A 7,240-nucleotide genomic window follows, 5' to 3' on the forward strand; every position below is an offset into this window, starting at 1 on the left:
ACTCATCTTTGCACTCACTACTTTTATCGTAAGCGATTATCCGGACATGATATCAGTCATCATCATCATCATCGGAAATACCTCCTGATTTTTTGATGCATAAAATAGTGTCCTTGAAAGGACTACTCATCACATTAGTCTTATCCTTTTAAAGAGTCAATGGGGTTTTTAATCCAGAATTTTTAAGCCTACTATCCCGATATAATTACCGGTAAATTGAAGCCATTCTACACTAGGTTGGTGTTGTTTTTCTGGGAAATACTATAAATTAAGGCTTATAAACCCTCATTTACAAGTGTGGTTTTATTTGGCAAGTCAACTTTATATCGGGGATCAAAAGTTAGAGTTAAATTTAACTCGAAAATAATGTTATTGTTTTTAACAAATGAATGCCTAAACTAAGCATTTGTAAATTTATATTAACCTGCTTTTTATTAACTTCTATTAACTTGAATATATATGTCCTGAAAAATTCATAATTCATAATGGAATTTCAACTGCACTTAAAACAAAATTTCCTCAAAAATGTAATTTTCACAACTTACATAAGATATGATGTCGGTTATAGATTTGATTGCAATTTGAGTAAGCGATCGCTCGCTGCTTGTAATGTCTCAGGTCTTTTGCTAAAGCAAAATCTGATCAATGAATGTCCTTTTTCTGGTTGACTAAAAAAGCTGGAACCGGGAACTACAGCAACACCGATATTTTTAATCAGATGGTAAGTGAATTTAACATCTGTTTTATAGCCAAATTTGGAAATATCTGCAAGAACATAATAGGCTCCTTTGGGAACGAAATAGGGAATCCCAACTTGGTCTAGAATTTGTAAAATGCTGTCTCGCTTCTGGTGATAAAGCTTGCCTAGTTCTTCATAATAGGATGGTGGCAATTGCATGGCGGCAACTCCGGCTCGTTGCAATGGTGCAGGTGCGCCAACGGTGAGAAAATCATGGACTTTGCGAATCGCTCCTGTCAATTCGGGGTTTGCCAGAATGTAGCCGACTCGCCATCCGGTGACGCTATAAGTTTTGGATAAACCGTTAATAGTAACGGTGCGTTCTTCCATTCCGGGAAGGGTCGCTAGGGCAATATGTTGAGTGCCGTCATAGAGAATATGTTCATAGATTTCATCAGTGAACGCTAACACATCCCATTTTTGACAAAGTTCAGCAATTAGGGTGAGTTCTTCACGGCTGAAGACTTTACCTGTAGGGTTGTGGGGTGTGTTGATAATAATCGCTTTGGTATTGGCATTGAAAGCTTGACGCAACTGTGCTTCATCAAATGTCCAATGAGGAGGATGCAGTGTCACATAACGGGGTATAGCACCAGCTAAAATCGCATCGGGGCCGTAGTTTTCGTAATATGGCTCAAATACAATTACTTCGTCACCCGGATCGACTGTCGCCAGCATCACAGATGCCATTGCTTCTGTGGAACCGCAGGTAACGGTGATTTGGGTTTCGGGATCGATATCTAAGCCGAGATACCAACGGACTTTGTTAGCGATCGCATGACGAAATGGGCGATCGCCCCAAGTAATGGCATACTGATTAACATCTGCCTCTATTGCCTGATATGCTGCCTGTTTCAACTCCAAGGGACAAGGAAAATCAGGGAATCCCTGCGCCAGATTTACTGCATCATGTTGCAGTGCCACCCTGGTCATTTCTCGAATCACAGACTCTGTAAACTGTTCTGCCTTCGCTGATATTTTTTGCCGCCCAATCTTACTCACCCCTATACCTCCGTTGATCGTTATTGCCGTTATCCAGGAATTTCTGTAACCCAGACAAAAACCATAATATTGATAGATTTATCGTAGTATACTCAAATTCTAGATCCAGAGGGAAGGAGCCGGGGCAGGAGAGATGAGGGAGTGGGGGAGATGAGTGGGACAAGCAGAATAACCAATGCCCAATGCCCTTATATATCTATATACTGAATTATTGAGATTAATAGTCAATTATTGAAGTACTGATCCAGAATCATCATGAAATCTTTGCACCGTCCCGATCTGTATAGCTGGTCTAATTTCAATCCGGCAAGAAATATTGATTTCAATGGGATTGCCTGGATTCGCGCAGATGGCAACATCTTGATTGACCCAGTAGCCCTATCAAACCATGATTGGAATCATCTAAAATCCCTCGGCGGTGTGGTTTGGATTGTGCTGACGAATTCTGAGCATATCAGGGCAAGTAAAGAAATTGCCGATCAAACTTATGCTAAGATTGCAGGCCCCATAGCAGAAAAAGACACTTTTCCTATACCTTGCGATCGCTGGCTATCTGATGGTGAAGAATTTGTGCCAGGACTGGAGGTGATTGAGCTCCAAGGCTCGAAAACTCCCGGTGAGTTGGCTTTGTTACTAGAGGAGACAACTCTAATTACAGGGGATTTAGTACGGGCACGTAAAGCAGGTAGCTTAACGATTTTACCAGATGACAAGCTGCTGAATCGAAAGGAGGCTGTTGCTTCTGTTCGCAGGTTGGCTCAACTGAGTCGGGTAGAAGCAGTGCTGGTGGGGGATGGTTGGCCCGTCTTTCGGGATGGACGCGATCGCTTGCAGGATCTTGTAGCGACATTGTAAATGAGTGGGGGCGATCGTCGGTTTGAATGTTGGGGGAGTTGAGGCAATACTTTCAGGGTAACTGAAAGTTTAGGTTTCAAAACCCTTCATCCAAATGAAGGGTTAATAGCATCAGGTCAGAGGAATTATTTTACACAATTCCTAAAACAGTAGGTTTACTACTTTACTCCTCAGCTTTAGAAAGGATGTGCTTACCACCTAACAAGTTTTCACCTTGTTCGCTGACATTCTTTACTGACATACCACGCTCTTTTGACGCGCCTTCCTGAGAAGGTGTGTTTTACCTTGTTGTCGGGGCAAAAAAAAAGGGATAATGTCCCAATCAATGGCAGAACTCTTGCTGGTGTAGCAATCTTTAGCAACCTTGACGGTGATGCCGACTCTCTCTAATTTATAAGTCAGCATCTCGATAAATTTAGCGTGTGGTATTTGGGTAAAGTTTTGGTTTGTAGGCTTCCCTAAATTAAGACGTGTTTTCCATTGTTCATTCTTTCCGATTGATACGTGAGTTACGCCAAGAGATAGAAATTTATCCGCAATCATTTTTGTGGACTGATGTAAATATGAATCTACAAATTGATTGCGGTTACGGACGATGTTTGCAATTCTTCTTGATTTCCCTTTACCATTGGCAAGAATTCCCCAAAACTTGGCAACCTGCTTGTTGTAGAACTGGTTTGCTGATTTCAATGGTTTGCCGTTTACAATAATTGGCTGTATTTCTAGATCGTTAAAAACAATTGTCGCTAGATTATCTAAACCAATGTCTATTGCCGCATTCAACCCAGTATTTAAACTACAAAAGAACTGTGAAAACTCTGGAATCTCATAAACTATTTTGATAACGAAGCATCCGGTTTTAGGGATAATTCGTACTTCGCACAAGTCATCAAACTTCAGTCCAGGTTTGATTGTAATCCTGATTGGCGACATTGATGGGACAACCAAACCTTTATTAAATTCTCTTTTACCAATTGCTTGATTATTGAACTTAATTAAGTTTTTATCCTCAACATAGCTAGGTGGTTTGGGTCTACCTGTGAATAAACTCGTGGACATTTCGTAAGCTGATAATGCTTTGTAGTAAGCAATCCAAGCGTCTGCATTCTGCTTTAAAACAAGTTGGGCTACTTTCGCGCTTCATTGCTTTGTAGTTCTCGTTTTGCTTAAATAAAGCGTCTAAACTAGCTTGTGTTTGAGTCCCCCAGCCATAAAAAAAACCCTGACGTTGCGTGAATTGAGCAGTGTTGTAAAGCTGTCGGAAAATAGTGGTAATGTCAGTGCAATAATCAAACCATTCATGTCCTTCTTTGATTACGTGCTTTTCAACTTGACGCATATTGATCAACCTTGGCACTGAAATTAGACTTATTTATTAAGATTACTTCTCAAATTTTTTGAAGTTTATCCGTAAATACCACGAAAATAAAATAAAAAAGAGAGCTACTTAGGCAGCTCTCCAGATCATCAGGGTGCATCTACTTACCACAGCATATCATTTTACGTATGAGGGTTGTCACCAGTTTTTATATGAAGATTGTGTGAAGCAAGACCGGGAAAATACTTAGTTGGAGAATTAGGCATTGAGAAGAGATAAGGGAGAGGGGGGAGATAAGGGAGATATAGGAATTTGTTTCTGACCTCCTTGTCCCCCTCATCCCTTTGTCCCCCTTGTCCCCTGCTCCTGTGCACCTGTGCCCCTCTGCACCTTTTGCTTGCTCACCAAGCATTGTTAGCTTGATAGATACTCTAGGCGTTCAGTTTTTTCTCGACCAATTCGTTAGTCAGCTTAGGATCGGCACGTTTGCCTGTCTTTTTGAGAACTTGTCCGACAAAGAAGCCTTTGAGGTTAGTGTTACCGTTGCGATATTTTTCTAGTTCTTTAGAGTTGGCAGCTATGACTTCATCAACAATCGGTTCCAATACGCTAGGATCGGTGATTAACTCTTGTCCGGCAAAGGCTTTCTCAGGAGAAATACCACTAAGCAAATCTGGCAACTTTTGTTTAGCTTGAGCATTGCTAATTTTGCCCGTTTCAATGCGAGTGATAATATCTGCTAAATTGGTGGGAGTTAGGGCGATTTGAGTAATAGTGAGTTTTTGCTTATTGAGGTGGGCTGCAATATCTTGAGTAATCCAGTTGGCAGCAGCTTTGGGATTTGCTCCAGATGCGATCGCAGTTTCAAAATATTCGGCTATTGAACGATCTTCTGTCAACACTCGCGCATCGTAAGCCGAAAGTCCCAACTCACTTTCATAATGATGGCGTTTTTGGGCTGGTAATTCTGGGAGTTCGCTACGCCATTGCTCTAATTGTTCATTTGACACCTCAATTGGTGCTAAATCTGGTTCGGGGAAGTAGCGGTAATCGCTAGAACCTTCTTTCACCCGCATACTACTTGTGCGTTGAGCGCCTTCTTCCCAGAGACGAGTTTCTAGGATAATGCGATCGCCTGCTTCGATTGCAGCTATTTGGCGTTCAATTTCGTAGTCAATCGCCCGTTGGATGGCGCTGAAGGAGTTCATGTTTTTAATTTCTACCTTGGTGCCAAACTCCTTTTGTCCCACCGGACGCACGGAAATGTTGACATCACAGCGCAGAGATCCTTGTTCCATATTGCCGTCACTCACGCCGAGATATCGGACAATCCGACGCAACTCTTCGGCATATTCAGCAGCTTCAAGTCCAGAACGCAAGTCAGGTTCTGAAACAATTTCTACTAACGGGATACCTGCGCGATTGTAATCTACTAAAGAATAGGAAGAACCAGAAAGGCGATCGCTACCTCCGTGTACCAATTTTCCAGCGTCTTCTTCCATGTGCAGACGCGTAATGCCAATGCGTTTGCGAATCGGATTCCCCTCAGCATCTACCAACTCAATTTCTAACCAACCATGTTCTGCGATCGGTAGGTCGTATTGAGAAATTTGGTAATTTTTCGGCAAATCTGGATAAAAATACTGTTTTCGGTCAAACTTGCTATATTTAGCGATTTGACAATTCAGTGCCAAACCAGCTTTGACGGCGTATTCTAATACTTTTTGATTGAGTACAGGTAAGACCCCAGGTAAACCCATACAAATCGGGTCAATGTTAGTATTAGGGTCAGAACCGAATGCCGTAGAGCTATTAGAGAAAATCTTGGTGTTGGTACTCAGCTGACAATGAGTTTCTAAACCAATAATCGCTTCATACTCAGTTTTTACGGTCGTAGCAGTGGTCATAATATCAATAATTTGGGCATAATCCTTGTAGTGGTACTATTGTAGCGGCGTCTTGAGTTGCCCTGAAGACGGTTATTTGGGTGAGCAATGCTTACCTCTTGAGCTTGAAAAGGGAGATGCACATTTAAGGTGAAGAAAATCTTAATCATTGGTTCTGGGGGTGCTGGTAAATCTACCCTAGCCCGCGAATTGGGAAACATCTTAGATTTAGAAGTGATTCACTTGGATGCTTGCTACTGGAATCCTGGTTGGGTTGAGACTCCAAAAACTGAATGGCAGAGCATAATTCAAGACTTAACCCGACGAGAATCTTGGATTATGGATGGTAACTATGGTGGTACTCTTGACGTTCGTTTATCGGTTGCAGACACGGTAATTTTTTTGGATTTTCCCCGGCTTTTATGTTTGTCGCGAGTGATTAAACGTCGCTTCATGTATGCAAGACAATCCAGACCTGATATGGCACCAGATTGTCCTGAATCCCCAGCGAGTAAACTGGGATAGCACATGGGAAAACAGTGCTCGATCGCCTGTACATTATCAACGCCTGCTAGAAGGTAATGGGCATAGTGCAGTGAGGGGTGAAAACTCTTGCAGGGTGGGAAGCAGGGAATAAATACTTGTGCAAATTAATCATGGATTTTTGACTCATGCTGCTTTTGAAGAAATGCTTAAATTTGTTTCCTTTCAGCCTTTTCTTCACCAAATAATTCTTTTGTCTTTGCTGGAGGATTTACTATTGGTGATGCCTGTTTAGAAGGTGGCATCACATCAAAGTGTAGTGGGGTTCTAGTAGTAGTTGGATCGGCGTAAGTTACTGCTGGCATATCAGAGATTAAAGTTTAGTTGCAGTAATCTGCTGAACAGAAAAATAATAATCCGATGCGTTAGCATTTCTACCGTAAACAGTAAACTTAAATTCATGACTACCACTACTGTTAATAGATATTGTCCTACCAACGGGAACGTTTAGAGATATTCCACCGGCATAGAGGTCAACATCATCAAACGCTAGTACACCGTCAATTTCAAGTTTTACTTTCCCGAACTGAGAACCAGTGTTAGTAAGTATTGTCAGCGTATAGTTACCCGCAGAGAGTGACCTTGTAAATTTGCGACTATCGTTTATTGCGGATGGATCTTGAAATGCCACTCTTCCAGTGGTTGTATAAGCACCGCTAGAACTTAGTGTTTGAGCTACACCGGAAACAAGTATCAAGTCTTCTGGCATCACAGCAAAGGAAGTTGGTTGACTGCTTCCACCACTAGATATTCCACCACTAGATAATCCTGCTAATAGATCAGCTTTAGTGATTTTATACAGTAATCCATTGGTATCAACGCCAATAAAATAATCACCACTATCAGCAACAGTTTTAATAAGAGTCGGTACTTCAAATCCTGAACTATTACCTTCTG

The 7,240-nt window shown here is 41.6% G+C and carries 8 protein-coding genes; 2 read left to right on the forward strand and 6 right to left on the reverse strand.

Annotation, left to right across the window (positions count from 1 at the left end; translation table 11 throughout):
* Window positions 1-562: 562 nt before the first annotated feature.
* Window positions 563-1,741, reverse strand: a complete 1,179-nt coding sequence (locus HWQ58_RS36130) for an aminotransferase class I/II-fold pyridoxal phosphate-dependent enzyme (protein ID WP_292873371.1) — start codon at window positions 1,739-1,741, stop codon at window positions 563-565.
* A 255-nt stretch (window positions 1,742-1,996) separates the two neighbouring features.
* On the opposite strand from HWQ58_RS36130, the gene HWQ58_RS36135 reads away from it, so the two are divergent.
* On the forward strand, window positions 1,997-2,596 hold the full coding sequence (locus HWQ58_RS36135) for an MBL fold metallo-hydrolase (protein WP_292873373.1): 600 nt from the start codon (window positions 1,997-1,999) through the stop codon (window positions 2,594-2,596).
* A 231-nt stretch (window positions 2,597-2,827) separates the two neighbouring features.
* Here the strand turns inward: HWQ58_RS36135 and HWQ58_RS36140 are convergent, their stop codons facing one another.
* From HWQ58_RS36140 to gatB, 3 genes are all read right to left on the reverse strand, one after another.
* Window positions 2,828-3,688, reverse strand: coding sequence for a transposase (locus HWQ58_RS36140; RefSeq protein ID WP_292873385.1), 861 nt, complete (start codon window positions 3,686-3,688; stop codon window positions 2,828-2,830).
* Window positions 3,630-3,935 carry a hypothetical protein gene (locus HWQ58_RS36145; protein WP_292873375.1) on the reverse strand — a complete coding sequence of 102 codons (306 nt, stop codon included), beginning with the start codon at window positions 3,933-3,935 and terminating at the stop codon, window positions 3,630-3,632. The genes HWQ58_RS36140 and HWQ58_RS36145 overlap by 59 nt, the downstream gene beginning before the upstream one ends.
* A 410-nt stretch (window positions 3,936-4,345) precedes the next feature.
* Window positions 4,346-5,821: an Asp-tRNA(Asn)/Glu-tRNA(Gln) amidotransferase subunit GatB gene (gatB, locus tag HWQ58_RS36150; RefSeq protein WP_292873377.1), complete on the reverse strand. Its 1,476-nt coding sequence runs from the start codon at window positions 5,819-5,821 to the stop codon at window positions 4,346-4,348.
* A gap of 129 nt (window positions 5,822-5,950) precedes the next feature.
* Between gatB and HWQ58_RS36155 the strand changes: the two genes are divergently transcribed.
* Window positions 5,951-6,325, forward strand: a complete 375-nt coding sequence (locus tag HWQ58_RS36155) for a hypothetical protein (protein ID WP_292873379.1) — start codon at window positions 5,951-5,953, stop codon at window positions 6,323-6,325.
* A 167-nt stretch (window positions 6,326-6,492) separates the two neighbouring features.
* Here the strand turns inward: HWQ58_RS36155 and HWQ58_RS36160 are convergent, their stop codons facing one another.
* Together HWQ58_RS36160 and HWQ58_RS36165 are read right to left on the reverse strand one after the other, a co-directional pair.
* Window positions 6,493-6,648 carry a hypothetical protein gene (locus HWQ58_RS36160; protein ID WP_292873381.1) on the reverse strand — a complete coding sequence of 52 codons (156 nt, stop codon included), beginning with the start codon at window positions 6,646-6,648 and terminating at the stop codon, window positions 6,493-6,495.
* Between the two features lie 8 nt (window positions 6,649-6,656).
* On the reverse strand, window positions 6,657-7,240 hold a 584-nt coding region (locus HWQ58_RS36165), incomplete at its 5' end, for a hypothetical protein (RefSeq protein WP_292873383.1).

This window comes from Nostoc sp. LPT (assembly GCF_017115165.1).
In the GTDB taxonomy this organism is placed as follows: domain Bacteria; phylum Cyanobacteriota; class Cyanobacteriia; order Cyanobacteriales; family Nostocaceae; genus Nostoc.